The sequence below is a fragment of the Nocardiopsis sp. FIRDI 009 genome (assembly GCF_003386285.1).
Taxonomy (GTDB): Bacteria; Actinomycetota; Actinomycetes; order Streptosporangiales; family Streptosporangiaceae; genus Nocardiopsis.
In genome coordinates this window covers 18625-44474 of sequence record NZ_QPNC01000037.1, presented here as the reverse complement: position 1 = coordinate 44474, position 25850 = coordinate 18625, and the positions used below count along the sequence as shown (strand labels likewise).

The window sequence follows — 25850 nt, the reverse complement described above, 5'->3', positions numbered from 1 at the left end:
CCGGAGAGATCACCCGAGCCGTGCTCGTACTTCAACTCCGCGAAGCACGATGAAAAGCGCTCACTGGAGATCCTGTGGCCGAATCCGGGCAGCGACTCCCAAACTGCACGGCTTTTTGGGATCATCAGGGCCGACCGGGCGAACAACCCTCTACGCGGAAACGGTGCCATGGCCAACCCCCTGCGCGACGGCGACCCCAATCAGGTCGGCCCCTATGAACTGCACGCCCGGCTGGGCGGAGGTGGCATGGGACGAGTCTTCCTGGGCCGCTCGCCCGGCGGACACACGGTCGCGGTCAAAGTCGTGCGTCCCGAACTGGCCGACGATGCCACCTTCCGGCGCCGTTTCGCCTCCGAGGTCGCCGCCGCCCGCACAGTGGGCGGTTTCTACACCGCCCCGGTCGTGGACGCCGACCCCGACGCCGACCCCCCGTGGCTGGCCACCGCCTACATCCCCGGCCCCTCCCTGCACACCGCCGTCGCCGACCACGGCCCCCTCCCCCTGGCGTCGGTGGCGGTGCTCGGGGCTGGCCTGGCCGAAGGGCTGGCTGCGGTCCACATCCAGAAGCTGGTGCACCGCGACCTCAAACCCGCCAACATCATCCTGGGCGCCGACGGGCCCCGGTTGATCGACTTCGGTATCGCCCGCGCCCTGGACACCACCTCCCACACCCAGACCTCCACTGTGCTGGGCACGGCGGCGTTCATGTCCCCTGAACAGGCCATGGCCCAGCAGGTCAGTCCGGCCTCGGACGTGTTCTCCCTCGGGTGCGTACTGGCCTTCGCCGCCACCGGGCACAGCCCGTTCGGTGAGGGACCCGTCCACGCGGTGGTCTTCCGGGTCGTGCACGAGGAACCGGACCTGTCCGACCTGCCCGCCCCGCTGGTCGACCTGGTGAGCGTGTGCCTGGCCAAGGACCCCGCCGCCCGCCCCGCCCTGGAACACCTCTTGCGGGAGCTGTCAGCGCTGGTGCCGCCGGTTGAGGAGCGGCCCGAGGGTCGATGGCTGCCCGAAGCGCTCACCGAAGTCATCACCCTGCACACGACCCTGGTCCTGGACCCCGTCCCCTCCGATCGCACTCGGGCCTTCGAGAGCGAGATGAGGGCCATGCTGCATGCCAGGCTCCTCAACGGTGTGAATACGTTGATCTCCCGGCGCCGTGGTCAGCCTGCCGCTCCTGACAGGGGACTGCCGCCCCGCCCCGGGCCGACCGGGCAGCGAACACCGGAGCGGTCCCACCCCCAGCGGCAGAAAGGGATCGTCGACGCGCAGGGCGGCTCTTCCAAGCGCGATGACGCGAAGAAAACCTCCGGAGGCCACGGGTGGTGGAAGGCTCTGGCGTTCGCCGCCGTCGCACTGTTCCTGTACGCGTTCGTCTCCCCCGTCGCCTCAGTGGTCGGTCTGGTTCTCAACGGCGGAACCGACAGCGTCGCGAGGGGGGACTGTGTGGGCTACATGGGCACCGAACTAGGGTATGTGAAACTCCCCTGTCTCGCGGCGAACGCTCAGTACACCGTGCTTGGTCGAGCAATCACACTGAGTTATACCAGGGACGGGGTCTCCCATCACGGGTGTACGGGCGTACCCGGCTGGCGTGAGGCCGAGGACACCGTCGTCGGGGTTGGCGAGTGGTTGGCGTGCGTGGAGGACAACGACTGACCCAGGGCGAGCTGTTTACACTGGGATCCCAACCCCTGGTTATCGGCATGCTGTAGTACGCCATCAAGCGTTGGAGATTCCACTCCATTCATAACCCACGGTCACCCGAAGATGATGTGCTGGTCTTGGCTCAGCTGGCGCGGCGAAGTCATTGTCGGCCCCAGGTAACGCACATTCACGGCGACGCTGATATCGAAGGGGGAGCCCCGGTCCCCAGACCAGGACTCCAGGGACTAGGCAGGAACAGGCTGGAGCTCGCGTGATGTAGGAGCTTTGCGCTCTTTGACGCGGGCTTCTGCCGCCTTCTTCACCTGCTTGGCCCAGCGACGGTTCGTCGTGGGAACATCGAAGGCACTGCACAAGCCGCGCTCGGAGGGGCGCTCCACGTCGTTGCGGATGGCCTCCACGTAATACTCGACCGCTTCCTCGAACACCTTCGGGTCTCGGGCGGCAGGCAGCTCCGGCAGGGCGGGCAGTGCTCCCTTCTCCTGCTTCGTCTCCTGCTGCTCGTTGAGGATGGCATCGACCTCGACAGTGGCCTGGTGCACGCGGAACCCCTTACGGAGTCGCACAGCGACGTGGGCGGGCACCTTCCAGAACCAGAACCACCCGAACGCGCGATGGAGCCTCCTGATGGCTTCCAACCGGACCATGTGCAGTTCCAGGGCATCCTCCCAGTCCGGTACGGCCCAGAGCTGTTGCCGTCGGGTAATGCTCGCTGAGCCGATCGGGCCCCACAGCCAGAGGGCTTTGGGGACAGGGTTGCCCGTGTGTGCCTGCTGCTTCTTCCACGCCTTACGGCGGGAGATGAAGAGGGTTTCGAGGAGGAGGGCGGCTAGCAGGGGCATCCCGACCCGACGATCTGCGCGCCCGCTGCGAGCTTGGCCTCTACTGCTGTCTTCGCCAGTTCCACCGCCTGCTCGCGGGTCTCGGTCGCCGTGGACACCTGGAGGTAGTCGGTCATGGAGGGGTCCGTTCTGTCGCTGGTGTTCTCCGGGGAGCATAGACCAGCAGACACCAGAAATGAGGGTCCCGCTCAACTCCGGAGAGATCACCGGGCACCTGCCGGATCCTGGGACCACCTCAACCCCCCAGTGGTCACTTTCGGTGATCATCACGAGGTTGTATGAGCCAGCCCCTCAGCCCGCGCGGGCCCCAAAGAAGTGTTAACACCCTGCTAACACGGGGCCCGAAGACAACCGGAAACGAAAAGGGGCCGACCGGAAGATCCGGTCGGCCCCGCCACACGTTCTCGGGACGCGTTCCTACAGGTACTGCCCCGTGTTGGGCACCGTGTCGATGCTCCGACCCGAGTCCGCGCCCTTCTTCCCGGTCACCAGGGTACGGATGTAGACGATCCGCTCACCCTTCTTACCGGAGATCCGAGCCCAGTCATCGGGGTTGGTCGTGTTGGGCAGGTCCTCGTTCTCGCTGAACTCGTCGACGCAGGCCTGCATCAGGTGCGACACCCGGATGCCCTTGGACTTGTTGTCGATGAAGTCCTTGATGGCCATCTTCTTGGCTCGCGAGACGATGTTCTCGATCATCGCCCCCGAGTTGAAGTCCTTGAAGTACAGGACCTCCTTGTCCCCGTTGGCGTAGGTGACCTCCAGGAACCGGTTCTCCTCGCCCTCGGTGTACATCCGCTCCACGACCCGCTGGATCATCGCGTCCACCGTGGCCTTGGCCGAACCGCCGTGCTCGGCCAGGTCCTCGTCGTGCAACGGCAGGTCCGGAGTGATGTACTTGGCGAAGATGTCGCGGGCCGCCTCCGCGTCGGGACGCTCGATCTTGATCTTGACGTCCAGTCGGCCGGGCCGCAGGATCGCCGGGTCGATCATGTCCTCCCGGTTGGAGGCGCCGATGACGATGACGTTCTCCAGCCCCTCGACACCGTCGATCTCGCTCAGCAGCTGCGGCACGATCGTGTTCTCCACGTCGGAGGACACCCCCGAACCACGCGTCCGGAAGATCGAGTCCATCTCGTCGAAGAACACGATCACCGGCGTGCCCTCGGAGGCCTTCTCCCGCGCACGCTGGAAGACCAGGCGGATGTGCCGCTCGGTCTCACCCACGTACTTGTTGAGCAGCTCCGGGCCCTTGATGTTGAGGAAGAAACTCTTGCCGACGTCGCGACCGGTCCGCTCGGCCACCTGTTTGGCCAGCGAATTGGCCACCGCCTTGGCGATGAGGGTCTTACCGCATCCGGGCGGCCCGTACAGCAGCACACCCTTGGGCGGCCGCAGCTGGTGCTCGTAGAACAACTCCTTGTGCAGGTAGGGCAGCTCCACCGCGTCGCGGATCATCTCGATCTGTCCGGACAGGCCACCGATGTCGGTGTAGGAGATGTCCGGAACCTCCTCGAGGATGAGCTCCTCGACCTCCGACTTGGGAATCCGCTCGTACACGTACCCCGACCGCGGCTCCAGCAGCAGCGAGTCCCCCGGCCGCACCGGTTCGTCGCGCAGCGGGTCCGCCATCCGGACGATCCGCTCCTCGTCGTGGTGCGAGATCACCAGCGCCCGTTCGCCGTCCTCCAACAGCTCCTTGAGCATGACGACCTCGCCGACGGTCTCGAAGGACTCGACCTCGACGACGTTGAACGCCTCGTTGAGCATGACCTCCTGGCCCGGACGCAGCGAGTCCAGGTCCACCGAGGGGCTCACGTTGACCCGCATCTTGCGGCCGTTGGTGAAGATCTCGACGGTCTCGTCCTCACGCGACCCCAGGTAGACGCCGAACCCGGACGGCGGTTGGGCCAGCCGGTCGACCTCCTCCTTCAGGGCGACGATCTGCTCCCTGGCCTCCTTGAGCGTGGAGACGAGTCGTTCGTTCTGGCCGTTGGCCGCGGCGAGGTTGGCCTGAGCCTCCCTCAGCCGTTCCTCCAGCAGGCGTACATGTCGGGGCGAATCAGCGAGCTTACGCCGAACCACGCTGAGTTCCTTTTCCATGTAGGAGACCTGGGCCGTGAGTTCAGCGACTTCACGGTCCCGGTCGCTCTGACGCTCGTCGTCGCGCTCGGCCACGTCCGCCACCTCCCTATGAGAAGGACGACTACTCGGGAGCCTACCTACCCCTGCCCATTTCCTAACCTCCCACCTTCGGGGAGTGTCGAAGACCTCATTTATCGACCTTGCGTATCACCAGGTCACAGTGGTAGCAGACGGCCTGGCGTAATGAGAAAGTAACCTCCGTGTCGGCCCGAGACCACGACTCCGCCAGCGCCGCGGGGGTATCGACGCACAACGCGGACCCGCTCACCCCCGCTCCGAGCCCCCGCTCTCCCGCGACTCGACCGACCCCGCCGCGTCGGCCCCCGACTCCGCCGCGGGCGCCCGCCCGGCCGCCCGGGCCGCCTCGTAGTCCTTGCCGTAGGCGCCCTTGGCCGGACGGCGGCGCCGCTCGGGCGCCTCCGCGCCGTCGGCCAGCCGCCGCGCCGTCACCAGGAACCCGGTGTGCCCGATCATCCGGTGGTCCGGACGCACCGCCAGACCCTCGACGTGCCAGGTGCGCAGCATGGTCTCCCACGACCGCGGCTCGTAGAACCGGGCGTCCTCACGCAGCTCCTCCACCACCCGCGACAGCTGCGTGGTGGTGGCCACGTAGCAGCACACCAGACCGCCCGGGATCAGCGCCCGCGCCACGGCGTCCAGGCACTCCCACGGCGCCAGCATGTCCAGGAAGACCCGGTCCACGTCCGTCTCGTCCAACGACTCGACCAGATCGCCGACGGTCAGCCGCCAGGCCGGGTGCGGCCCGCCGTAGAAGCGCTCGACGTTCTTGCGGGCGATCTCGGCGAAGTCGGCACGGCGCTCGTAGGAGTGCACCATCCCGTGCTCACCGACCGCGCGCAGCAACCAGTTCGACATGGCGCCCGAACCGGCCCCGGCCTCCACCACCCGGGCGCCCGGGAAGATGTCCGCCTCCACCAGCACCTGCGCGGCGTCCTTGGGGTAGACGATCGTCGCCCCCCGCTTCATCGACAGCGTGTAGTCGATCAGCAGCGGACGCAGCGCCACGTACGCCGTGCCGGTGTTGGAGCGCACCACACTGCCCTCGGGCCGCCCGATGAGGTCGTCGTGGTCGACCTTGCCCTTGTGCGAGTGGAAGGCGCCACCCTCGGTCAGCGTGATCGTGTGCATGCGACCCTTGGGGTCGGTCAACTGCACGGTGTCGCCGTCGGTGAAGGGGCCGCGGCGGCCATGGATACCGGTCAACGTCGCTCTCGTCTTCCCACGTCGCGTTTGGTCGGGCAGTCGCCCAGAGTATCGGCCCCCCGGCACCGCCCCGACCACGGTGACGCCCGCCGCCGCCGGACTTCCTCCCGGCACGGGGGACAGGGCAGTATGTGCTCCGGTGGTCCAGACCGGTTACCGCCCACGACCACAGCACAGGAGACCGCGACACATGGCACAGCCGAACATCGGCTTGGGAATCGACATCGGCGGCAGCGGCATCAAGGGCGCGCCCGTCGACCTGACGACCGGCGAGTTCACCGCCGAACGCCTGAAGTTCGCCACCACCGAGCACTCCGCGCCGGAGCAGATGGCCGGCGTGGTGGGGCGGATCGCCGCCCACTTCCCCGAGGCCGCCGACGGCCCCGTCGGCGTCACCTTCCCCGGCATCGTCCAGAACGGCGTCATCCGCACCGCCGCCAACCTGGACGAGGCGTGGGTCGGCACGGACGCCCGCGCCCTGTTCGCCGAGGCCGCAGGCCGCCCGGTCCGCGTCCTCAACGACGCCGACGCCGCCGCCGTCGCCGAGGTCCGCTTCGGCGCGGCCAAGGACGTGCCCGGCGTGGTCCTGCTGACCACGCTCGGCACCGGGATCGGCACCGCCCTCGTGACCGACGGCCACCTGGTCCCCAACACCGAGTTCGGCCACCTGGAGATCGACGGCCACGACGCCGAGACCCGCGCCTCCTCGGCCGCCCGCAAACGCGACGGCCTCTCCTACGAGGAGTGGGTCCACCAGCGGCTCCAGCGCTACTACCGCGTGGTGGAGGACCTGCTGTGGCCGGACCTCATCGTGGTCGGCGGCGGGGTGAGCCGCAAGTCCGAGAAGTTCCTCCCCCTCCTGGACATCCGCACCCCCATCGTCCCCGCCGCGCTGCTCAACACGGCCGGGATCGTCGGCGCTGCCCTGGCCGCCGCCGCCGACGACGATCCCGGCCCCCGCTGACCCCTCCGCGCCCGGGCCGCGAGGCAGTCGCCACGCGGCCCGGGCCTCCGCTCACGGGTGCAGCCTCAGCCCCTTGACCACCTTGTCCACCGCGCCACGGGGGCCGTAGACGGCCACCCCCACCAGGTCCAGCTCGTCGGTGGGGACCGCCCGCACCGCCGCCCGGTTGTCGTCGTCGTTGCCGGTCTTGAACAACTCGTCCGTGTACAGGGCCGTGGGAAGATCCCGCGAACGCGCCCGGTCGAGCGTGCGCGCCAACGCGGGCGCGTCGGCGGAGAAGACCATGACGGGCTCACGGAACATCGGCAGGTAGGAGCGCCCCGAGGCGTCCTCGTACGGCTCCCCCATCACCCCCGGCTGGCCGCCGGCGACCCCGCTGCTGAGGAACGCGGTCACGTTGAGCTTCTGCCACACGGCCAGATCCTCCCGGACGGCCACGGCGATCTTGGTGTCGAAACGCATGCCCTCGACGATGACGGACGACCGGACGGAGGTCTTGAACGCTCGTGCGCCCGCCACCCGAACGACACCTCCGGCGCGGGTCCGCCCCTGGGGAACAATGGGGAACCGTGACCGAGGACTGGACCCACTACTGGCGCTCGCCCGACCGACCGCTGGAAGCCATGCACGCCCACTTCACCCGGCACGCCTACCACCGGCACAGCCACGACGCCTACTCCTTCGGCGTGACCGAATCGGGTCTGCAGGCCTTCCACTGCCGAGGCGGCGCGCACACCAGCGCGCCCGGGATGGTCCTCGCCTTCAACCCCGACGAACCGCACGACGGGCACGCGGGCGCCGAACCGGGGTTCACCTACCGCATCGTCCACATCGGCCCCGACCTGGTGCGCTCGGTACTCGCCGACGCCACCGACACCCCCGGCGCGCTCCCCCTCTTCCCCGAACCCGTGGTGGACGCCCCCGAGCTGGCCGCGGCGCTACGCCGCCTCCACACCGCCCTCACCGGCGACGCGTCCCGCCTGGACACCGACGAGGCCCTCCACCACACCGTGCTCTCGATGGTCCGACGCACGGCGGCGACCCCGCCGCCGACGCCCCCGATCACCGGACCCGACGCCCGCCGGGTCGCCCGACGCGTACGCTCGATCCTGCACGAACGCCGCACCGAGGACCTCGGCGCCGACGACCTGGCCGCCGCGGTCGGACGCAGCCGCTACACCGTCCACCGCGCCTTCCTCGCCGTGGAGGGCATGGCCCCCAGCGACTACCAGCGCCAGCTCCGTCTCCGGAGGGCTCGGGAACTCATCACCGCCGGGGTGCCCCTGGCCGAGGCCGCCGCGCACGCGGGTTTCGCCGACCAGAGCCACCTGACCCGGTGGTTCACCCGCTACTACGGCGTGACCCCCGGCGTCTACCGCGCCGCGCACGGGCACACCGTCCACACCGGGCCGTGAGCGCCGACGGCCGACCGGTGCCCGGTCGAGGACCGGGCACCGGAGCCGGGGGACTGCACTCACCGAAAGGGGCGGAGGGGCGGTGAGCAGCCAGACATCCCGACCTTCCCATGCCGTACGGGGGTGAGCGGGCGAGGCAGGGCAAGGCCCCGTGCAGAGGGAGACTGGGTTTCGGGGAAGCCCAGACCCCACCCGCTCACCGGGCGTGGACATGGCACACGCCCGCAGAAGCGCGGGGAACGACCCCCGCGCGTGTTCAGGATTCGCCCACCGACGCCGCCAGCGCGCCCGCGATCCGCCGCGCGGCATCGGAGGTCCGGGTGACCGGTGAGAGCGGAACACCCGCCAGCGCCGACGACACCCCCTCCTGGAGGGGCCAACGCATCCACCACCACAGGCCGCCGCGATGCGGCCGCAGCAACGCGCGCTGCGGACACGAGGCCGGACCCGCCTCGACGGAGCCGAACACCCCGTCCTCACGGGCCTCCACCCCCCGAGAACGCAACTCCGCGGCCAACCCGCGCAGAGCACGGCAGACCGGGTCCACCCGACCACCCGCCTCGGGCGTCGGAGCATCTCCGGCGGACCCGACGCGCTCGGATCCGACATCGCCCCCACGCCCGTACGCGGCCAGGCTCGGGCTACCCGCTGATGGGGTCTCAACGGTCACGGGGCCTCCCTCCCAGGTAGTCCGGCATCCGCCGGCGACCTACGACCTCTGCCACTCTGCCGTATCCGGAGAGTCACCGCCCGCACCTATGCGTATCCCGCATGCCCCCTTCTTTCTCGCACATAGCCCCCGAGCACCGCGCGAATCCCTAACCTAGGCTCATGCCCCAACCAGACGGCGATCTCCCACCGGACCTGTGGACCCGACCGCGCATCGCGGCCGCACTGGCCACCTGCGACATGGCGACGGTCATCGAGGGCGTGCGCGAGGCGCGCGGATGGTCACAGGGCGACCTCGCCCGCGCGGTCGACTACTCCCAGAGCTGGGTCTCACGTGTGGTCAACGGCCAACAGGCCCTCACCGTCACCCAGGTCCAAGACCTCGCCCGCCGACTCGCGATCCCCCTGCACCTGATCCGTTTCGCCGACACCCCCCACCGAGACGGCCCCGCACCGAAGGGAGTGGACAGTACGAGACGACGCGACTTCGGACGCGCGGTCGCCGCCGGCGCCCTCATCACGGCCGTACCCCACCCCCCCGGCCGGAACGACGGGGAACACTCCGTCAACGAGACCACCGCGCCCGTACTGCGGTCGATCACCGGCGGACAGCGCCGCATGGACGCCACCTCCTCCGCCCGCCACCTCCTGCCCAGCGCGATGGCGCACGTGCATCTGTCCGAGCACATGCTCACGAACGCGCGCGGAACACCCTTCTTCGCCGAACTCAGCGCCGCCGCCAGCGAAGCCCGCGGATTCGCCGGATGGCTCCACGCCGACCAGGGCGACATGGGCTCCGCCCGCACGCACTACCGCACCGCCGTCGTCCGCGCCCGCCAGGCGGGCATGCGCCTCCTCGACGTCTACATGCTCGGCTCCCTCGCCGCCTTCGAGATCGACACCGCCGAGGACCCCGAACTCGGCCTCGGACTCGTCCGCGAGGCCGAACACGTCCTCGGCCCCGCCGCCCACCCCACCGCCCGCGCCTGGCTCAACTGCGTGGCCGCCCTCGCCCACGCCGGCACCGGCGACGCCCACGCCGCCGCCCACGCCATCAGCCAGGCCGACCGCGAAGTCGCCCGCCCCGGCAACAGCGACCCGCCCTGGCCCTGGGTGTTCGCCTTCGACGAGGCCAAGGTCGCCGGCTACCGCGCCCTCGTCGGCGTCCGCCTACGCCAACCGCACGACGCCCGCGCCGCCTTCGCCGAAGCCTTCGGCCCCACCTCACCCAGCGCCAAGCAGTCCGCCGTCCTCCAGGTCGAACTCGCCTCCGCCCACGCCGAAGCCGGAGACGTCGACGAGGCCTTCCGGCTCGCCCAGGAGGCGCTCACCACGGGCGTACGCTTCGGTTCCGAACGCATCATCGGCCGCGTCCGCTCCTTCCGGCGCCGCTACCGGGGCCCCCGCGCGCACTGTGTCGACGCCCTCGACGACCGGCTCGCCTCACTCACCACCGATCTGCCCGCCACTGGGTAGATACGCGCACAACGACCAGTAGGGAGGTTTCGTGATCCGCATCGGCATCACCGGACACCGCGCACTGCCCCCCGACGTCAGCGAACGCGTCGCCGACCTCATCGCCACCCACCTGGAACCCCACGGCTGCGCGATGACCGGCGTGTCCTGCCTGGCCGACGGAGCGGACACCCTCTTCGCCGAAGCCGTCGTCGCCGCGGGCGCCCCCCTGGAGGTGATCGTCCCCGCCCGCGACTACCGCGCGGCCCTGCCCGCCGAACACCACCGCACCTACGACCGCCTCCTCGGCCAGGCCGTCCTCGTCCACACACTCCCCAACACCGCCTCCACCCCCCAGGCGCACATGGCGGCGGGCAAGGCACTGGTCGACCGATGCGACCAACTCATCGCCGTCTGGGACGGCCAGCCCGCCCGAGGCCCCGGCGGCACGGCCGACGTCGTCGCCTACGCCCGCGAACGCTTCCGCCCCGTCTCCGTCCTGTGGCCCCAGGGCGCCCACCGCTAGGGCGGCCTGTCATGGCCCTCCGCTTCGCTTCGGACCCTGGTCGGGTGCCCCGGAGGCAGCGATGCTCCATCCTCGGCGGCGCCCGTCGCCCGTTCCTCGCCCCGCGGCTCGCCCCGCCCGCCCCTCACCCTCAACGGACGCCTGCGGCGCAGCCCCGCCCACCAGCACCCTGGCGGCGCCCGAACGGTAACCCCCTCGGGTGACCACTCCAGAGAACAGGACCCCCGGCCCCAGCCCCCGGCCGGAACCCTCAACCCTCACCCGTCATCGCCGCGTTGACGTCCACGGCCCGCAACACCCCGAACACACCCCCGTCCTCATCCACCACCAGGTACTCGGGCAACGGATGACTCGTCAAAACCCCGAGCAGCTCCTCACCCGCCAACTCCACCGACACCACCGAATGCCGCGTCAGCGCCCGCGACACACTCGACACCGGCACCCACGCCCGACGGCCCTGCCCGATCGCCTCGGCCGCCTCCGGATGCACGATCGACACCGGGACACCCCCGGCGTCCACCACCACGACCGCCTCCGCGCCCGACTCCCCCGCCCGACGCTCGGCCTCGGCCAACGGCGTGTCCGCCACCACCGTCACCGCGGGCCGCGCCAGCGCCCGCGCCCGCAACCCCGGCACCCGCTCACGCACCCGGGCGCTCGACAGCGCCTCCGTCGACCCCATCCACATGAAACCGCCCAGCACCAGGCCCCACACGATCGCCCACGGACTGGGCCGCCCACCGGCCGACCACGCGAACAGGAACGGCAGCGCCACGACCACCAGGGCCAGCACCCGGCCACCCCACGCCGCCACCACACTGCCCGTGAACGCCCGCCCCGTCACCTTCCACACGCCCGCGCGCAGCAGCCGCCCACCGTCCAGCGGCAACCCCGGCAACAGGTTGAACACCCCCACCAGCAGGTTCGCCACCCACAACTGGAACAGCAGCTCCCCCGTCACACTGAACGGATCGGCCACCGACGCCAGCACGTACGCCCCCGCCGCCAGCACCAACGACAGCAGCGGCCCCGCGAACGCGATCCAGAACTCCCGCCCCGGCGTGGGCGCCTCACGCTCGATCTCCGAGACCCCGCCCAACACGTACAGCACGATGCGCCGCACGGGCAGCCCGAACCCCCGCGCCACCACCGAGTGCGCCAACTCGTGCACCAGCACCGACGCGTACAACAGGATCGCGAACACGAACGCCAACAGGTACGCCACCGGCCCCAACACCAGCCGGTTCTGCACGATCCCGCCGTAGACCAGCGTGATCAACACCGCCACGATCACCCACGAGGAGGTCACGTACACCGGAATGCCGAAGGGACGGCCGAGCAGAAGCCCCGGCCTCGCGGAACGCCCGCCGGATCCGGGCCTGGAATCGTCGCTACCATTGGTCACGCCCCCAGACTAGGCCGTACCAGCCGCACCCCACGTCCGACCGCTCCCCGCCCGTCCCACCCCTCCCATAGGCTCGTGCCATGACCACCGTGCCGCTCCCGTCCGCCCTCTCCCCCTCCCGGGCCTCCGACTTCCTCCAGTGCCCGCTGCTGTTCCGGTTCCGGGCCATCGACAAACTCCCCGAACCCCCCAGTTCCGCCGCCCTGCGCGGCACCCTGGTCCACGCCTGCCTGGAACGCCTCTACGAACTCCCCGCCGAAAGCCGCACCCCCCGCACCGCCGTCGGCCTCGTCGACCCCCAGTGGGAACGGCTGCGCACCGAACGACCCGAGGTCGACGACCTCTTCGCCGACTACACCGAACGCGACGCGTGGCTGGAGTCCGCCCGCGCACTCGTCACCCGCTACTTCGACCTGGAGAACCCCACCGCCCTCGAACCCCGCGACCGCGAGATGCGCCTGGACGTCGCCCTGCCCACCGGCCTGCGCCTGCGCGGCTACGTCGACCGCCTCGACGTCGCCCCGGGCGGACAGATCAGGATCGTCGACTACAAGACCGGCAAGTCACCCCACCCCCGCTTCGAGGACAAGGCCCGGTTCCAGATCTTCTTCTACGCCGTCATGATCTGGCGCGACCTCGGCGTCGTCCCCGCCCGCCTCCAACTCGTCTACCTCGGCGGCGACGGCGCCGTCCGCTGGTACGACCCCACCGAGGACGAACTCCGCGCCGCCGAGGCGGAGATCGGCCACATCTGGGAACGGATCGAGGAGGCCGGACGCACCGGCGTGTGGCAGCCCAAACGCAGCAAACTCTGCGGCTGGTGCGAACACCAGGCGATCTGCCCCGAGTTCGGCGGCACCCCGCCACCCCCGCCCAGCCGCTGAGCGACGCCCCGAGCGCGTCCGCCACCGCCCCGGCTACGGCACAATCGAGCCCGTGCCCGTCTCAGTACTGCTCGTCGACGACCAACCGCTCGTGCGCGCCGGATTCCGGATGATCCTGGAGTCCGCCGACCACCTCTCCGTCGTGGGTGAGTCCTCCGACGGCCGCGAGGCCGTCGACGCCGCCCGCCGCCTCCTCCCCGACGTCGTCCTCATGGACATACGCATGCCCGGCATGGACGGCATCGAGGCCACCGGCCGCATCACCGCCTGGGCCGGGCGACACGGACACCGCGTCCGCGTCCTGGCCCTGACCACCTTCGACCGCGACGAGTACGCCGTCGGCGTCCTGCGCGCGGGCGCCTCCGGCTTCCTGCTCAAGGACGCCCCACCCGGGGAACTCCTCGCCGCCGTCGACGTCGTCGCCGACGGCGGCGCCGTCATCACCCCCACCGTCCTCGACCGGCTCCTGCGCCGCTGGACGCCCCACCTGCCCGCCGAGACCGGCGCCGCCCCACCCCACGAGGACCCCCTCACCGCACGCGAGCGCGAGGTCCTGCGCCTGGTCGCCCGCGGCTGGTCCAACGCCGAGATCGCCGCCCACCTGGTCCTGGGCGAGACCACCGTGAAGTCCCACGTACGCAGCCTCCTGACCAAACTGGGGCTGCGCGACCGCGTCCAGGCGGTCGTCCACGCCTACGAGACCGGACTGGTCCGCCCCGGGGAGTAGACGGGCGTCCCCTCGGACCTCAGTCCGCGGTCCTGATGAGCGACGCGTCCCGCGACAGCTCCCGGAACCCGACAGCGCGGTACAGACCGCGCGCCTCGGGATGCCCCGGAGCGCCCAGACAGGCGACCGTCACGCGGGTGGCCCCGGCCGCCCGCGCCAGACGCATCCCGTGCAGGAGCACCGCCCTTCCCAACCCCCGACGCCGGTAGTCCGGATGCGTTCCGACCGGCTCGAACTCAGCGCTCCTGTTCACTGCGTCGAGCCACATGATCGCCGAGGACGCCATCGTCCCGTCCGGCGCCTCCACCAGGACGTGCAGGCCGCCGCGGTAGGCCGCCGTCCGCCGGACGCCCCGGTAGCCCTCGGCCGTGTACGTCGAAGGGGCCCAGGCGTCCAGATGGGCCCGGACCGCGGCCTCCGGCCCGGCCTCGTCGGCGGCGCGGAACCGGAATCCGTCCGGCAGTACCGGCTGCTCCACGTCGGTGAGATCCCGCTCGTTGAACTGGGTCCAGGACCCGGTGTCGCCGAGCGAGGCCGGATCGGTCACGTAACCGTGCGCCGCCCACCGCTCCAGGGCGAACCCGTCGGCGGCACTCAGCACCACCGTCCGTTCGAGGCCCGCCGCCGTAGCGTCGTACCAGTCGATCACCTCCTCGACCAGCCCGGCGTGGTCGGGATGGACCTGGTACGCCAGCGAGGCGCCGGTGACGTCCTTCACCGACCCGTCGCTCCGCCACACCCGGCGTGGCAGCCGCGCCCAACCCCACCCCACCAGGTCCCCGCCGGAGAACCACAGCCGACGCCGCCAGCTCGCCCCCTCACCCACCTGCCCCCTGCCCCAGTTCCAGGCCAGCTCGCCGAACGTCGCGTCGCCGTTCACCAGGTCCGGGCGGGTGGCGGTGACACGCTGCGCCAGCCCCTGCATGAGCCGCACGTCCGCCGCGGTCACAAACTCGGAGTTCGCCATGGCCCGCCACTGTGCCAAGGGCACCGCGAAGCCGTCGACCCGTTTTCCGGCCCCTGACCGAGCACGGCACCCGGCGCGTCGCTGTCAGCCACCCCAGCGCCCTGGAAGGATGATCCGGTGACCGACCTCACCGACGAGCACCGCCCGACCAGGCGAACCCAGAACCACCCAACGGCGTCTCCTGTGCGTTGGAGGGACACGCCGGCCACGACGTGACCAGGCGGAACGTGAGGGGAGGACTGACATGCCCAGCAAGCGAGAGCGGCCCGCGGCGCCCAGTGAGGACCGCCTGCTGAGCAGGATGCGCGACTGGCGGGCGGCCCACGAGCGCGAACTCACCCCCGACGGCCTGGACGAGGACGAACAGCTCCCCGACGCGCGCGCCATCGACACCGTGCTGCGCGTCGGCGAGCTCATGCTCGCCAGCGGCGAGGGCACCGAGGCCGTCAGCGAGGCCATGCTCAGCCTCTCCGTCGCCTTCGACCTGCCGCGCGCGGAGGTGTCGGTCACCTTCACCACCATCACCCTCTCCACCCACCCCGGAGGCGACCAACCGCCCGTCACCGGCGAACGCGTCGTCCGCCGCCGCACCCTCGACTACTTCCGCGTCGGCGAACTGCACACGCTCGTGCAGGAGGCCGCACTCGGCCTGCTGGACCTGGAGGAGGCCGCCGCCCGCCTCGACCGGATCCGCCGCGCACGCATGCCCTATCCCAACTGGATGATCGCGGTCGGCTTCGGCCTCATCGCCTCCAGCGCCAGTGTGATGATGGGCGGCGGTCTCATCGTGGCGGCCGCGGCCTTCCTCGCCACCGTCCTGGGCGACCGCACCGCGGTCTTCCTGGCCCGGCGCGGCGTCGCGGAGTTCTACCAGATGGCGGCGGCCGCCGTGGTGGCCGCCAGCATCGGCCTCGCGCTGCTGTGGATCAGCGCCGAACTGGAGCTGGGACTCCAGGCCAGCGCCATCATCACCGGAAACATCATGGCCCTGCTCCCCGGACGCCCCCTGGTGTCCAGCCTCCAGGACGGCATCAGCGGCTTCTACGTCTCCGCGGCCGCCCGGCTCCTGGAGACCTTCTTCATCCTGGGCGCGATCGTGTCCGGCGTGGCCGCGGTCGCCTACACCGCCATCCGGCTGGGCGTGCACATCAACCTGGACTCACTGCCGTCGGCGGGCACCTCCCTGGAGGTCCCGGTGCTGTTCGGCGCGGCGGGCATCGCGATGGCCTTCGCGATCTCCCTGGCGGTCCCACCCCGGCTGCTCCCCGCGATCGGCCTCCTGGGCGTGCTGATCTGGGTGATCTACGCCGGTCTGCGCGACACCCTGGAGGTCCCCCCGGTCGTGGGCACCGTCGCGGGCGCGGTCGCCGTGGGCGTCTTCGGCCACTGGCTGGCACGGCGCACCCGCAGGCCGGTCCTGCCCTACCTCATCCCCTCCATCGCCCCTCTGCTGCCCGGCAGCATCCTGTACCGGGGGCTGATCCAGATCACCCAGGGGACGGTGGTCTCGGGGCTGCTCAGCATCGTCGAGGCGGTCATGGTCGGTCTCGCCCTGGGCGCCGGGGTCAACCTCGGCGGCGAACTCGTCCGGGCCTTCCAGCACGGCGGACTGGCGGGGGCGGGCATGCGCAGCCGTCCCGCTGCCCGCAGGACACGCGGAGGGTACTGAGCGCGGCCCCCTGGCGGCGCCCTCACCCGGATCCGACCGCGATCGGCCAGAACTTCCACGCGACCAGCGGGTATCTCACAGTCAGAGCAAGAGGACGAGAAGATCTCGTCCCAAACCGCAGCAACATGTGATGTCAGCCACTACTCTTGGCGTCAGCTCAACGCCGAGCGTTCTGGACCGAAAGGCCTTCCATGTTCACGTGCAGCCACGAACCCGCCTGTCCGTCCTACGAGGACACCGACCGCGAGGCCGCGCGGGTGATCGCCAGCCACCCCGAGCAGGGCTGGAGCCTGCTCTGCAACGGTGTCGTCCTGTTCGAGGACACCGGAGAGCTGCTGCCCGGGGGCCAGGTCGTCGCCCCACGCCGCCCCGACGTCGCCCACGTGCCGGCCTGACCCCGGGACCTCCCGCCCCGGGGTCCGCCGCCGGTCCGTTCAGGAACCGTCGAGTGGCCCGTGCTCCGGCCACCCCTCGGGCAGCGGGTCCTCCCCCATCGCCTCGTGCAGTCGGCGCCGGAAGTCGGCGTGCACGCCGGCCCCCCACACCGTGCCACCCGGCGTACGCAGGGCCTGCTCCATGACGGCCCGCAGCGCGGAGGGGCGCGCCTCGCCCTCCACCAGGGGGACGGCGAGCAGCGCGTGCATGCGGGTCACCACGGCGAACAGCTCCCCCGCGAGCACCGGCGTACTGGAGGTGACCGCCGCCTCCTCCAGGTAGGGCTCCCACCACGGGGGCTCCGCAGCCCCGTTCGCGTCCTCCTCGGGGGCGGACGCGAACCCCCGCCGCGCACGGCGGCGCACCTCCGCCGCGGTCTCGGGGGCGCGGTCGGCCAGACCGGAGCGCCAGACCCGCTCGGCCGCGTCCGGCTCCCCGCGCAGGGCCAGCAGCCCGGCCAGGAGTTCGACCGCGGCGCCGGAGGTCGCGGGCTCCGGTCGGGCGGCCCCGTCGGTGTCCGGCTCCCGGTCGACCACCGCCCCCAGATCGGCGATGGCGTGTTCCAGGTGGGCGGCGGCGCGCAGCAGCCGCAGCTCCGGGACGTCGGCGACCGCCAGTCCGCGTTCCACCGCGGCCCCGGCCGCCTCGGGCCGCCCCCGTTCCAGCAGCCGCCCGGCCAGGTCCCGTGCGGCCTCGACGACGGTGTCCGCGTGCAGGGGGCTCAGCGCCCCGGGGTCGGCCGGAAGGTCGAGCGCGGCCTCCCAGTGCGTCTCGGCCCGGTCGGTCTCGCCCCGCGCCTCGGCGTCGCGGGCCAGGCCGTAGTGGGCGACGGCCGTGTAGGCGGGTCCGCCCAGGTCCAGCAGGCGCCGCCAGACGCGTGCGGCCTCCTCCCAGGCTCCCTCCTGTTCCAGGGACAGGGCCAGGTGGTAGGCGGCGCGCGGGGCGTGGCGGGCGTCCCCCGTGGCCAGGGCGCGGCGCGCGGCGTCACGGGCGGCGGGCAGGTCGCCCCGCTGGTCCTCGACCACGGCCAGGCCGAGGAGGGCGCGGGCCTGCACGGCGGGCGGCGGGTTGGCGGCCACGGCCCGCTGGTAGAGCTTGGCGGCCTGGGAGAGGTGGCCGTTCGACGCCAGGTCTTGGGCCTGGTCGCACAGGCCCGAGGCGTCGTGCGCGGAGGGGGTGTCCGTCCCCGGGGAGTCGGCCGGGTCGACGGCGAGCGGCTCGTGCCGCCGGGGGCCGTCCGCCGGGGGTTCGTCGGGACCGGAGCGTGAGGGGGAGCCGGACGTGGTGGTCATGCGCGGTCCGCTTTCCAGGGGCGTTGGTGGTCGCTCGGTGGGGTGGGCACCGTCGGTGCCGCCGCCACTGTAACGCGCGCGGCGGATGATCCGGGGGGAACCGGAGGCCGGAGTGGTCGGCACTGGGGATCCTCCTTGTGCGGTTCTGTGGAAACAGGCGCCACCTTTACGTCGTAGATTTTCGACATGTCCGAAAAAGGGCGCCGGTTCCGTGTCGGCGCCCGTGGTTCAGGTACGGAGGGGGTCGGCCTGACCGGACAACGGGATTCCCAGCTTGCGGCGGGCACGAATGTATTCGTACTCCGCGCCCGACGCGCAGCGGGTCCACGCCGAGAGATCCGGGACGATCGTCCCAACCAGCCGCAGCGCACGGGTCGCGAGCTCCGTCTCGCCCGAGAAGTAGAGCGCGGCGCCGAACTCGTGCGCGGTCTCCTGCCCGCGGGGGTGGTCGTCGTCCCCGGACAGCCACAGGTCCGCGGCGTCGGCGAGCTCCGACCGCACCCCGGGGTCGGAGAAGTACTCCCGGCGCAGGGACTTGAGGTCGGCGACGGTCACCACCTCGTCCTCCCTGTCCCGCTCCAGTATCGAGAACCGCTCCACGTGCGCCCGCGGCACCAGTTCCAGCAGCGGATCGCCCCGGTGGGCGTGGGCGGCGGCCTCCCGGGCGAAGGCGAACATCTCCTCGTGGGATCCCTTCCACTTCTGGCACAGGACCTGGAGGCGGGACAGGTGGCTCTCGTAGTGCCACGGATCGCGCTCGACGATCCGTTCCCACAGGAAGTCGAGGTCCTCGCGGGGCATCCCCACCCCCAGACCGAACCACTGCAGGTGGTTCAGCGCGTCCGGCCGGTCCGGGGCCGCGTTGGTCGCGTGGATCAGGTGCTCGTAGGCGTCGGGGAGCATGGCGTGGAACCTCTCGAAGCGCTCCCTGCTCACGTCCTTGGCCCACGCCCCGGTCCGGACCCGCCACGCCGCCGTGATCCGCGTCCTTCCGGCCAGGAGGGCGAGGTCGGGGTCGTCGCTCTCCTTCCGGGCCTCTTCGAGCCTGTCCAGGAAGGGGACGCACTCCGTGCCCAGGACGTCGACGCGCAGGGCGCGCAGGTTCGGGTCCAGGGTCTTGAGCAGCATGACCGCCGTGTCCGTGTCGCCCGACCGGATCGCGGGGAGTCTCGACGCCAGGTCACGGTCCCGCCACGCGTCTCCCGTGGTGACACCCGCCTTTCTGACCACGCGTCGTTCGTGTCCGTAGATTAGTTTGGTGAGCACCATGACGCGTTTCTAGCGGACCGGGGTGCCCTGTGGGTGTTCTCCGGACATCAACCGCGAAACGATTCCCGTGGTGATCCCATGACCGTCCCGGGCCGCACGGGCTCCTCCGGCGTCTCCCCGCGCGGACGCGCGGCGCCCCGGCGACCGGACACACCCGTGGGAGGGGACCACCACGGATCCCCTCCCACGGAAGCGGTCGACCGTCAGAGTTCGAAGGACTCCGGCGGCGGGCAGGAGCAGACCAGGTTGCGGTCACCGTAGGCCTGGTCGATCCGACCGACCGGCGGCCAGTACTTGTCCTGGCGCAGCGACGGCAGCGGGTAGGCCGCCTCCGAGCGGCCGTAGCCGTGCTCCCACGTGTCGGCGGTCACCGCCTCGGCGGTGTGCGGGGCGTTGCGCAGCGGGTTGTCGTCGGCGTCCCACTCCCCCGAGGCCACGCGGTCGATTTCCTCGCGGATGGCGATCATCGCCTCGACGAACCGCTCCAGCTCGGCGAGGTTCTCGCTCTCGGTGGGCTCCACCATCAGGGTGCCCGCCACCGGGAACGACATCGTCGGCGCGTGGAACCCGTAGTCCATGAGCCGCTTGGCGACGTCCTCGTTGCTGATCCCGCTGACCTTCTGGAGCGGCCGGATGTCGATGATGCACTCGTGCGCCACCAGGCCGTTGGCGCCGGTGTAGAGCACCGGGTAGTGCGACTCCAGGCGCTTGGCCAGGTAGTTCGCCGACAGTACGGCGGTCTCGGTGGCCGCGCGCAGCCCGTCCTCCCCCATCATCCGGATGTAGGCCCAGGAGATCGGCAGGATGCCCGCCGATCCGAACGGCGCGGCCGAGACCGGGCCGACCCCCGTGTGCGGGCCCGCCTCGGGCTGGCCCGGGTGGTTGGGCAGAAACCCGGCCAGGTGCGAGCGCACCGCCACCGGGCCGACGCCGGGACCGCCGCCGCCGTGCGGGATGCAGAAGGTCTTGTGCAGGTTCAGGTGGCTGACGTCGGCCCCGAACTCGCCGGGCTTGGCCCAGCCGAGCAGCGCGTTGAGGTTGGCGCCGTCCACGTACACCTGACCGCCCGCCTCGTGGACCAGGCGGCACACCTCGGTGATGGTGTCCTCGTACACGCCGTGCGTGGAGGGGTAGGTGACCATGATGGCCGCCAGGTCCCCGGCGTGCTTCTCCGTCTTGGCGCGCAGGTCCGCCAGGTCGATGTTGCCGCCTGAGTCGCAGGCCACGACGGCCACGCGCATCCCGGCCATGACGGCGCTGGCGGCGTTGGTGCCGTGCGCGGAGCTGGGGATGAGGCACACGTCGCGGTGGGCCTCGCCCCGGGAGCGGTGGTAGCCGCGGATCGCCAGCAGACCGGCGAGTTCGCCCTGGGACCCGGCGTTGGGCTGGAGGGAGACCGCGTCGTATCCGGTCACCTCGGCCAGCCAGGACTCCAGGTCGCGGACGAGCGCCACGCTGCCCGCCGCCTGCTCCAGCGGCGCGAAGGGGTGCAGCCGCGCGAACTCGGGCCAGGTGACGGCCTCCATCTCGGCGGTGGCGTTGAGCTTCATGGTGCACGAGCCCAGCGGGATCATCGTGCGGTCCAGGGCCAGGTCGCGGTCGGACAGGCGACGCATGTAGCGCAGCAGGGAGGTCTCGCTGCGGTGGGTGTTGAACACCGGGTGGGTGAGGTAGTCCACGCCGCGGCGCAGGTCGGCGGGCACCCGGTCGGCGCTCTCGTCGACGGTCAGCCCGGCCCGGGAGGAGCCGCGCTCGAACTCGCCGAAGGACTCCAGCACCCGCTCCAGGTCGGCGGGGGTGGTGGTCTCGTCCACGCTGACGCCGACCGTGGTCTGGTCGACGGCCAGGAGGTTGTACCCGGCTTCCAGGGCGCGCTCGATGACTGCGGCGGAGCTGGGCACGCGCACGCGCAGGGTGTCGAAGAAGGCGTCGTGCACGACCTCGAAGCCGCGCTCGGTCAGGCCGTCGGCGAGCGCGGCGGCGCGGGTGTGCACCCGGCGGGCGATGGCGCGCAGGCCGTCGGGGCCGTGGTAGACGGCGTACATCCCGGCCATGACCGCGAGCAGCACCTGGGCGGTGCAGATGTTGCTCGTGGCCTTCTCCCGCCGGATGTGCTGCTCGCGGGTCTGGAGGGCGAGGCGGTAGGCGGGACGCCCCGACTCGTCCACCGAGACGCCGACCAGGCGGCCGGGCAGCTGGCGGCGCAGCTTCTCGCCGACCGCCATGTACCCGGCGTGCGGGCCGCCGAAGCCGAGCGGGACGCCGAAGCGCTGGGTGGAGCCCACCGCGATGTCGGCGCCCAGATCACCGGGGCTGCGCAGCAGGGTGAGCGCGAGGATGTCGGCGGCCACGACCGCGAGCGCTCCGCGTTCGTGGGCGGCGGCGATGATCCCGCTCGGGTCGCGCACGACACCGCTGGCGGCCGGGTACTGCACCAGGACGCCGAAGGCGTCACCGTCGGGCAGGCCCTGGGACAGGTCGGCGACGACGACCTCGATGCCCAGGGGCTCGGCACGGGTGCGCAGCACGTCCAGGGTCTGGGGGAAGACGTCGGAGTCGACGACGAAGACGTCCGCCTTGCTCTTGGAGGCGCGCCGGGCCAGCGTCATGGCCTCGGCGGCGGCCGTGGCCTCGTCCAGCAGGGAGGCGCCGGAGACGGGCAGGCCGGTCAGGTCGCAGACCATCGTCTGGAAGTTGAGCAGGGCCTCCAGCCGCCCCTGGGAGATCTCGGGCTGGTAGGGCGTGTAGGCCGTGTACCAGGCCGGGTTCTCCATGATGTTGCGCAGGATGACCGGCGGCGTGACGGTGTCGTAGTACCCCAGACCGATCAGTGAGGTGCGCACCTGGTTGCGGTCGGCCAGGTTCCGCAGTTCGGCGAGGGCCTCGGCCTCACCGAGCGCCTCGGGCAGGTCGAGCGGCGCGCTGCGGCCCGGGCCGGTGAGGATGGACTCGGGGACGGCGGCGGCCATGAGCTCGGCGGTGGAGCCGTAGCCGACGGTCTTGAGCATCTCCGCGGTCTCGGCGGGGGTGGGTCCGATGTGGCGGTCGGCGAAGACCCGCGCGGGGGTGCCGGGCGTGTGCGGCGTCGGGTCTGGCGTGGACTGGTCAGGCACGGAGACCTCCTGGTGACAGGGCCGAGCGGGTCGGCGCGTTCCTCACGGTCTCCCCCTCTGTCACCGGGCACGGCGCGGCCCAGGCTTCAGAGCGGCCTCCTCCACGCGGTCCGTGGTGCCTGAGAGGTTACTGGGGAGTATTGCCCCGTCGGCGCCCCTGCCGGGGTCTCTCCCGCGTGGTATTGACGGCCTGTTGACGCTGTGTGTGAATGTATGGACAGGGTGAATGTCGGTTTTCATCCCTGCCGTGACCAAACGGTACTCGATAGCCGCGTCGGGAGCCGAGCCAGGGTCTGGCGTGTCCCCGGCGCCCGCCCCGCCGGCTCCCCGCTCGGGGCGGTCCTCACACACCGCTGTTCCCGATCGCCCGCCGGACACTCCCCACCGCGCGGTCGCGGGCCGCCGTCAACCCGTGCGGCGCTCCCGGCGGCGGCGCGCCAGCTCGTCCACCGGCTGGGGCGGGGCGGCGGGCAGGTCGGCGCGGTCCTCGGCCGGGACCACGCCCAGCGCCTCCTCCAGTTCCCGCCACACGTTGCCCAGCGCCAGCCCGAACATGCCCTGTCCGCGCTGCATCAGGTCGACGACCTCGTCGGGCGAGGTGCACTCGTAGACACTGACGCCGTCGCTCATCAGCGTGATGCTGGCCAGGTCGTGGGCGGGCCTGCCACGCAGATGGTCGACGGCGGTGCGGATCTGTTGGAGGGAGATACCCGTGTCCAGAAGGCGTTTGGCGACCTTCAGCAACAGGATGTCGGGGAGGCTGTACAGGGGGGCGTTGTTGGCTCCGGCGCGCACGCTCGGCTCGACCAGGCCGGTTCTGGCCCAGTAGTCGAGCTGACGGTAGGTGATCCCGGCGGCGGTACACGCCGCTGGCCCCCTGTACCCGACGTCCATCGGCAGCGCCACCACGTCCTCTTCGCACAGTAGGCCCTGCTGCCCCGCTAGCCGCAGCGCGGACCGCCTGTCATGGGTCTCCCGCTTGCCGCCCGCTACCGCCACGCCGACCTCCGGCTCCTCGTCCCACGGCGGTGTCGACAGGGGATGTCCACTCAGGGAAAGGGTGCGCCGTGGGTTCCACTGCACCGACCGTAGGACGACCGACCGGCAGCGTCAACGAAGGCACGCGGCGCGTCGCCAAGTACGCGCGTCGCGCGCGTCCCGGATCCGCACCGGGCCCGATCCGCGGCCGCCCGGAGGCCCCGGCCGTGACCACCACGTCCCCTCCCTTGCCCCGACAATCCAATCTATCAGTACCGAGCCCGACGAAGCCGCAGGTCACAGCTGTGTCGCCGGGGTGGACCCGTCCTCGGGCACACCACGGGCGCGGCGGAACCGGCCCGCCGCGCGGCCTGGCGGGACCCTACTCGGTACGCCGACCGAAGTCCTCGGGCGAGATGTTGTCCAGGAACTCCCGGAACGCCTCGACCTGGTCCTCCTGCTCGTCGGGGATCGGCATCCCGGCCTCGTCGATCACGTCCTCGTGGGCGTAGATCGGCGTGCCGGTCCGCAGCGCGAGCGCGATCGAGTCGGAGGGCCGCGCGCTGACCTCCACCCCGTTGCTGAACACCAGTTCGGCGTAGAAGATCCCGTCGCTCAGGCCGGTGATGTTCACCGTCTGCAACCCGGTGTCGAGTGCCTCCAGCACGTCCCGGAACAGGTCGTGGGTGAGCGGCCGGGCGGGCGCCACCCCCTGCTGCGCGAGTGCGATCGCCGTGGCCTCCACCCCGCCGATCCAGATCGGGAGGTAGCGGTCTCCGTCGGATTCCTTGAGCAGGACAATCGGCTGGTTCGAGGGCATCTCAACCCGGACGCCGACGACCTCCATGTGCTTCACAGCGGCTCCGTCCCACGAGTCGTCATGCCGGATGGGCGCTCGTCCCTGCTCCCCCGTTTGGATCAGGACCCGAGGGCGAAATCGGCACCCTTCGTTACAAAGCTCTCCGGAGGCGGGGGCCCGCAAACCTGCTCGGCCCTCCCGCCCGTCGCCCACCATCGCCGTGGCGGCCGATTCGCGGGGAGGCTACCACCCCCGGCCGAGGGCCTCCTGCCCCAGCCCCACCCGTCCGTCGTCTCCATGACCGCCTCTCGGGAAGATGGGACCACCGCCCTCGGCCGGGGCCTTCGGCTCCAGCCCCACCTTCCCCTGGTCACCGCGCCGGTCAGCGGCGCGGCTTGGTCAGCAGGACCATGCGGAACTTGCCGATCTGGATCTCGTCCCCACCGCCCAGGGCGGCCTCGTCGACGGGCTCGCGGTTGACGTAGGTGCCGTTCAGGCTGCCCACGTCCCGGACCCCGAAACCGTCACCGCGACGGAAGAACTCGACGTGCCTGCGCGAGACGGTCACGTCGTCGAGGAAGATGTCGCTGTTGGGGTGGCGCCCCGCGGTCGTCACGTCGCTGTCCAGCAGGAACCGGCTCCCGGCGTTGGGACCGCGCCGCACGACGAGCAGCGCCGTGCCCGGCGGAAGAGCGTCGGCGTTGGCCGGGTCGTCGGCCGCCAACTCGTCACCGGTCGACTCCTCCTCCTCGAGGGCCTGGATCCCGGAGATCGAGATGGTGGACGTGACATCGCCGGCGGAGTCCCCACCCGCACCAGGTTGTGGGGTCTGCTGCTGGGGCCTGCGAATGGGAGTCCCACAGTAGGAGCAGAAACGGGCATCATCCGCAACGGCGTGACCGCACTGCGTGCAGTAAACGCTCGACATAGGTCGGCTCGGCCTCCTACCGCACGGGGCGGTGCTTGATTCGGCTGATCGGTGACACGTCCCGGACGCCGTACGGGTTGCTCACCCGAACACCGCCCGGAGCGTGGCGAGACAGCCCGCTGGCGGGCAGCGGTGCGCCTCACACGGTCGGTCGCTTGGTCTCATCCCCCATGTTGTACTCCTTGTCACCCCCGGCCCGGGTCCGCCGTCGCTGGGGTGCCCGCCCGGTGGTGACGCGGTGCGTCAGGGAACACTCGACTTTAAACCATATCCCTGTCCAGGAAGGGTTTTGCTCCACCTCGGCCTGCCGTGGGCGCCCGGACCCGCCCGCGGCGGAGGGGACGGCGGACCCGGCACCCGGGGCACCGTCTCCGCCGATGTCCGCCCCCGTCGAGATGGACACCTGCTCTGGTGCTGATGCCGTGCGGGGCGGATTGGTTCGCGACTGAGCCAAACGGATTCGCGCGAACTTTCCCCCA

At 71.3% G+C, this 25850-nt stretch carries 23 protein-coding genes and 1 riboswitch; of the genes, 9 read left to right on the top strand and 14 right to left on the bottom strand.

Going from position 1 to position 25850, the window contains the following annotated elements:
- A partial coding sequence (locus DVR05_RS24990) for a serine/threonine-protein kinase (RefSeq protein ID WP_232832313.1) occupies positions 1-1659 on the top strand: 1659 nt, incomplete at its 5' end.
- Positions 1660-1892: 233 nt separating this feature from the next.
- Here DVR05_RS24990 and DVR05_RS24985 read toward each other — a convergent pair.
- The 4 genes from DVR05_RS24985 to DVR05_RS24975 form a co-directional block, all read right to left on the bottom strand.
- Positions 1893-2507: a hypothetical protein gene (locus DVR05_RS24985; protein ID WP_116248364.1), complete on the bottom strand. Its 615-nt coding sequence runs from the start codon at positions 2505-2507 to the stop codon at positions 1893-1895.
- Entirely contained in the window at positions 2495-2623 is a 129-nt protein-coding gene (locus DVR05_RS27805; protein WP_255423126.1) for a hypothetical protein, read from the bottom strand. Before DVR05_RS27805 ends, DVR05_RS24985 begins: the two co-directional genes overlap by 13 nt.
- A gap of 301 nt (positions 2624-2924) precedes the next feature.
- Entirely contained in the window at positions 2925-4694 is a 1770-nt protein-coding gene (arc, locus tag DVR05_RS24980; RefSeq protein ID WP_116248363.1) for a proteasome ATPase, read from the bottom strand.
- Positions 4695-4916: 222 nt separating this feature from the next.
- Positions 4917-5876: a tRNA (adenine-N1)-methyltransferase gene (locus tag DVR05_RS24975; RefSeq protein ID WP_232832312.1), complete on the bottom strand. Its 960-nt coding sequence runs from the start codon at positions 5874-5876 to the stop codon at positions 4917-4919.
- A gap of 190 nt (positions 5877-6066) precedes the next feature.
- On the opposite strand from DVR05_RS24975, the gene ppgK reads away from it, so the two are divergent.
- Positions 6067-6840, top strand: coding sequence for a polyphosphate--glucose phosphotransferase (ppgK, locus tag DVR05_RS24970; protein WP_116248362.1), 774 nt, complete (start codon positions 6067-6069; stop codon positions 6838-6840).
- Positions 6841-6891: 51 nt separating this feature from the next.
- Here the strand turns inward: ppgK and DVR05_RS24965 are convergent, their stop codons facing one another.
- Positions 6892-7302 (bottom strand): DUF2000 domain-containing protein, encoded by a 411-nt coding sequence (locus DVR05_RS24965; protein ID WP_116248372.1) that lies wholly within the window; start codon positions 7300-7302, stop codon positions 6892-6894.
- Between the two features lie 107 nt (positions 7303-7409).
- Between DVR05_RS24965 and DVR05_RS24960 the strand changes: the two genes are divergently transcribed.
- Complete coding sequence (locus tag DVR05_RS24960; protein WP_232832311.1) at positions 7410-8255, top strand: AraC family transcriptional regulator; 846 nt, start codon at positions 7410-7412, stop codon at positions 8253-8255.
- 256 nt (positions 8256-8511) lie between these two features.
- Here DVR05_RS24960 and DVR05_RS24955 read toward each other — a convergent pair whose 3' ends face one another.
- Positions 8512-8925, bottom strand: a complete 414-nt coding sequence (locus DVR05_RS24955; protein ID WP_369974581.1) for a hypothetical protein — start codon at positions 8923-8925, stop codon at positions 8512-8514.
- A 161-nt stretch (positions 8926-9086) separates the two neighbouring features.
- Between DVR05_RS24955 and DVR05_RS24950 the strand changes: the two genes are divergently transcribed.
- Positions 9087-10400, top strand: coding sequence for a helix-turn-helix transcriptional regulator (locus DVR05_RS24950; RefSeq protein WP_116248360.1), 1314 nt, complete (start codon positions 9087-9089; stop codon positions 10398-10400).
- A gap of 31 nt (positions 10401-10431) precedes the next feature.
- On the top strand, positions 10432-10905 hold the full coding sequence (locus DVR05_RS24945) for a hypothetical protein (protein ID WP_116248359.1): 474 nt from the start codon (positions 10432-10434) through the stop codon (positions 10903-10905).
- 250 nt (positions 10906-11155) lie between these two features.
- Here DVR05_RS24945 and DVR05_RS24940 read toward each other — a convergent pair whose 3' ends face one another.
- Positions 11156-12310 (bottom strand): site-2 protease family protein, encoded by a 1155-nt coding sequence (locus DVR05_RS24940; protein ID WP_116248358.1) that lies wholly within the window; start codon positions 12308-12310, stop codon positions 11156-11158.
- A gap of 80 nt (positions 12311-12390) precedes the next feature.
- Here DVR05_RS24940 and DVR05_RS24935 point away from each other — a divergent pair, with 80 nt between their 5' ends.
- Positions 12391-13194: a RecB family exonuclease gene (locus DVR05_RS24935; RefSeq protein ID WP_116248357.1), complete on the top strand. Its 804-nt coding sequence runs from the start codon at positions 12391-12393 to the stop codon at positions 13192-13194.
- Between the two features lie 52 nt (positions 13195-13246).
- Complete coding sequence (locus tag DVR05_RS24930) at positions 13247-13921, top strand: response regulator transcription factor (RefSeq protein ID WP_116248356.1); 675 nt, start codon at positions 13247-13249, stop codon at positions 13919-13921.
- 19 nt (positions 13922-13940) lie between these two features.
- Here DVR05_RS24930 and DVR05_RS24925 read toward each other — a convergent pair whose 3' ends face one another.
- Positions 13941-14888: an N-acetyltransferase gene (locus tag DVR05_RS24925; RefSeq protein ID WP_116248355.1), complete on the bottom strand. Its 948-nt coding sequence runs from the start codon at positions 14886-14888 to the stop codon at positions 13941-13943.
- Positions 14889-15132: 244 nt separating this feature from the next.
- Here DVR05_RS24925 and DVR05_RS24920 point away from each other — a divergent pair, with 244 nt between their 5' ends.
- Together DVR05_RS24920 and DVR05_RS24915 are read left to right on the top strand one after the other, a co-directional pair.
- Complete coding sequence (locus DVR05_RS24920) at positions 15133-16557, top strand: threonine/serine exporter ThrE family protein (protein ID WP_232832310.1); 1425 nt, start codon at positions 15133-15135, stop codon at positions 16555-16557.
- Between the two features lie 191 nt (positions 16558-16748).
- On the top strand, positions 16749-16952 hold the full coding sequence (locus DVR05_RS24915) for a DUF5999 family protein (protein WP_116248354.1): 204 nt from the start codon (positions 16749-16751) through the stop codon (positions 16950-16952).
- A 39-nt stretch (positions 16953-16991) separates the two neighbouring features.
- Here DVR05_RS24915 and DVR05_RS24910 read toward each other — a convergent pair whose 3' ends face one another.
- The 6 genes from DVR05_RS24910 to DVR05_RS24885 form a co-directional block, all read right to left on the bottom strand.
- Positions 16992-18284, bottom strand: coding sequence for a tetratricopeptide repeat protein (locus tag DVR05_RS24910; RefSeq protein WP_116248353.1), 1293 nt, complete (start codon positions 18282-18284; stop codon positions 16992-16994).
- Between the two features lie 228 nt (positions 18285-18512).
- Positions 18513-19553, bottom strand: coding sequence for a hypothetical protein (locus DVR05_RS24905; RefSeq protein ID WP_157982542.1), 1041 nt, complete (start codon positions 19551-19553; stop codon positions 18513-18515).
- Between the two features lie 203 nt (positions 19554-19756).
- Positions 19757-22561, bottom strand: a complete 2805-nt coding sequence (gcvP, locus tag DVR05_RS24900) for an aminomethyl-transferring glycine dehydrogenase (RefSeq protein WP_369974582.1) — start codon at positions 22559-22561, stop codon at positions 19757-19759.
- 201 nt (positions 22562-22762) lie between these two features.
- Positions 22763-22851, bottom strand: a riboswitch (glycine riboswitch).
- A gap of 220 nt (positions 22852-23071) precedes the next feature.
- Positions 23072-23560, bottom strand: a complete 489-nt coding sequence (locus DVR05_RS24895) for a MerR family transcriptional regulator (RefSeq protein WP_116248369.1) — start codon at positions 23558-23560, stop codon at positions 23072-23074.
- 466 nt (positions 23561-24026) lie between these two features.
- Positions 24027-24500, bottom strand: coding sequence for a bifunctional nuclease family protein (locus DVR05_RS24890; RefSeq protein WP_116248350.1), 474 nt, complete (start codon positions 24498-24500; stop codon positions 24027-24029).
- A 325-nt stretch (positions 24501-24825) separates the two neighbouring features.
- Positions 24826-25371, bottom strand: a complete 546-nt coding sequence (locus DVR05_RS24885; protein ID WP_116248349.1) for an FHA domain-containing protein — start codon at positions 25369-25371, stop codon at positions 24826-24828.
- Positions 25372-25850: the final 479 nt, after the last annotated feature.

Bases quoted from the DNA above. Each gene is read 5' to 3' on its own strand.
- DVR05_RS24920 (WP_232832310.1), top strand. From the start codon at position 15,133: ATGCCCAGCAAGCGAGAGCGGCCCGCGGCGCCCAGTGAGGACCGCCTG.
- DVR05_RS24895 (WP_116248369.1), bottom strand. From the start codon at position 23,560: ATGGACGTCGGGTACAGGGGGCCAGCGGCGTGTACCGCCGCCGGGATC.
- gcvP (WP_369974582.1), bottom strand. From the start codon at position 22,561: ATGCTCAAGACCGTCGGCTACGGCTCCACCGCCGAGCTCATGGCCGCC.
- DVR05_RS24905 (WP_157982542.1), bottom strand. From the start codon at position 19,553: ATGGTGCTCACCAAACTAATCTACGGACACGAACGACGCGTGGTCAGA.
- DVR05_RS24985 (WP_116248364.1), bottom strand. From the start codon at position 2,507: ATGCCCCTGCTAGCCGCCCTCCTCCTCGAAACCCTCTTCATCTCCCGC.
- DVR05_RS24925 (WP_116248355.1), bottom strand. From the start codon at position 14,888: ATGGCGAACTCCGAGTTTGTGACCGCGGCGGACGTGCGGCTCATGCAG.
- DVR05_RS27805 (WP_255423126.1), bottom strand. From the start codon at position 2,623: ATGACCGACTACCTCCAGGTGTCCACGGCGACCGAGACCCGCGAGCAG.
- DVR05_RS24885 (WP_116248349.1), bottom strand. From the start codon at position 25,371: ATGTCGAGCGTTTACTGCACGCAGTGCGGTCACGCCGTTGCGGATGAT.
- DVR05_RS24915 (WP_116248354.1), top strand. From the start codon at position 16,749: ATGTTCACGTGCAGCCACGAACCCGCCTGTCCGTCCTACGAGGACACC.
- DVR05_RS24935 (WP_116248357.1), top strand. From the start codon at position 12,391: ATGACCACCGTGCCGCTCCCGTCCGCCCTCTCCCCCTCCCGGGCCTCC.
- DVR05_RS24950 (WP_116248360.1), top strand. From the start codon at position 9,087: ATGCCCCAACCAGACGGCGATCTCCCACCGGACCTGTGGACCCGACCG.
- DVR05_RS24965 (WP_116248372.1), bottom strand. From the start codon at position 7,302: ATGCGTTTCGACACCAAGATCGCCGTGGCCGTCCGGGAGGATCTGGCC.
- ppgK (WP_116248362.1), top strand. From the start codon at position 6,067: ATGGCACAGCCGAACATCGGCTTGGGAATCGACATCGGCGGCAGCGGC.
- DVR05_RS24910 (WP_116248353.1), bottom strand. From the start codon at position 18,284: ATGACCACCACGTCCGGCTCCCCCTCACGCTCCGGTCCCGACGAACCC.